Source organism: Rhizobium sp. PDO1-076, assembly GCF_000247475.1.
In the GTDB taxonomy this organism is placed as follows: Bacteria; Pseudomonadota; Alphaproteobacteria; order Rhizobiales; family Rhizobiaceae; genus Allorhizobium.
Genome location: NZ_AHZC01000263.1, coordinates 1 through 1,605, shown reverse-complemented (window position 1 = coordinate 1,605; position 1,605 = coordinate 1). Strand labels below are relative to the sequence as shown.

The following is a 1,605-nucleotide window of genomic DNA, read 5'->3' as shown; positions in this document are numbered from 1 at the left end:
TCGAACGACTGGCGGATATCGCGGATCTGCATCTGCGAGGTCGGCAGACCCTCGGGCAGCAATTCCTTGTTGGCTCGCTCGATATGCGTCTTGGCCCCAAGCCCGTCCGGTCCCACAGTTCGCGTCGTCATCAAAACGTGCGCATGAAAGTTGCGAACGTCGCCTTCGACATGCGGCTGATGCACGGCAAAATCCACAGCTGTGCCATAGCGATCCGCCAGTCCTTGTGAAAACTCTCGCGCCAGATCAATCCGCTGCTCCGACGACAGCTCATGCGGCAAGGCGATCTCGAATTCGCGGGCGACGCGCGCGTCCTTGCGGGTCTCGGCAAACTCCGCCGCATTCCACAGAGCAGCGCGGTCCTTGGCCCAATCAGCAGATACGCCTTCAGGCAGCACGATCTCGGCATGTTCGACACCCTGCTTGGCGCGAAAATCATGCACCAGGCCATCGCGCTGATTTTCGATCTTGGTGGCGGATCGATAGGCCGCAGCAGCCACTGCGCTTCGGCCAGAGCCGCGCGCTACAGGCTTCATGCTCAAATGATAGATCGCCATTCGATCCATCTCCGTTCTCGATCCTCGATCGACGCGTTGGGTTGCGCAGCAACCCGTAAGTGCGCCCTTAACTTTCATTCACTATGCTACTTCAAGCTCGCGGTGTGGCGCAAGGGGAAAGCTCAAATCCAAACGGAGAATCTCCGTAAAGAATCTCAGTCGCCGGCTATTGACGAGATGTCGGTTTTCGAAGTCCCCTTGAGATACGCCAGCGATCAACGGCCTGGCGCAACATGGAGACAATCACAAGGAAGAATGAGGCCTCGCTTTTGGAATATCCGCATGCCTGGCGCTACTCGTGGGAAATCTGGTGATGCACTTTTTCGAATGGCTGGTGAACGCTCATCGAGACAGCGTCGAAACGCGGAGCCGCTTCAACTTCGGCATCATGATGCTTACGGCAGGTGTATTCGCGGTCAGTCTTGCAACCTTCTTCATCCAAGGGCAAAATACCTGATCATGGCAAACGACGAAGCTGCGATACCTGGTCCGGACCAGCGAAGAAGTTGCCAAAGCGACAGCACGGACAAAGACCGTGCTGCTCACAGAGCGAGGCCACTGATGAACGATAACAGCCCTGCCAAAACACTTTCCGAAATCCAGATCCTTGATGGCGACGAACAGCTCACCGTCATCTACAGCCACGAGGCGGACGCTGATCTTGTCGAGTTGGCGGCACGGCTTCTGCGTGCCAATTCCAATCTCGCCCATATTAAAATGCAGGATCTCAGCGGTGGCATGATCCTCGCCTGGCGCGGTGAACATCCGGAAGGGAAGTTTTCGTTATGAGTTCCGACACACTCGCTCTTCTGATTGATGGCGACAACGCCTCGCCAAAAATCATCACTGGCCCGCTCGCAGAGGTCGCCACCTATGGCACTGTCAGTGTGAAGCGCATCTACGGGGATTGGACCAAACCCAATCTCAACGGCTGGAAACAATGCCTGCTTGAACATTCCATTCAGCCCGTTCAGCAGTTCGCTTACACGACCGGCAAGAACGCCACCGACGGCGCGATGATCATCGATGCCATGGATCTGCTTTATAC

The 1,605-nt window shown here is 56.2% G+C and carries 4 protein-coding genes; 3 read left to right on the top strand and 1 reads right to left on the bottom strand.

Translation table 11 applies throughout. The features are described from left to right. A partial coding sequence (gene mobQ, locus PDO_RS14580; protein ID WP_007603105.1) for a MobQ family relaxase occupies positions 1 to 557 on the bottom strand: 557 nt, incomplete at its 3' end. Between the two features lie 313 nt (positions 558 to 870). Between mobQ and PDO_RS28380 the strand changes: the two genes are divergently transcribed. The 3 genes from PDO_RS28380 to PDO_RS14570 form a co-directional block, all read left to right on the top strand. Then, on the top strand, positions 871 to 1,014 hold the full coding sequence (locus tag PDO_RS28380) for a hypothetical protein (RefSeq protein WP_007603104.1): 144 nt from the start codon (positions 871 to 873) through the stop codon (positions 1,012 to 1,014). A gap of 104 nt (positions 1,015 to 1,118) precedes the next feature. Next, positions 1,119 to 1,346, top strand: a complete 228-nt coding sequence (locus PDO_RS14575) for a hypothetical protein (RefSeq protein ID WP_007603103.1) — start codon at positions 1,119 to 1,121, stop codon at positions 1,344 to 1,346. Continuing rightward, positions 1,343 to 1,605 (top strand): NYN domain-containing protein (locus PDO_RS14570; protein ID WP_007603101.1); only part of this gene is annotated, 263 nt, incomplete at its 3' end. The genes PDO_RS14575 and PDO_RS14570, both read left to right, overlap by 4 nt.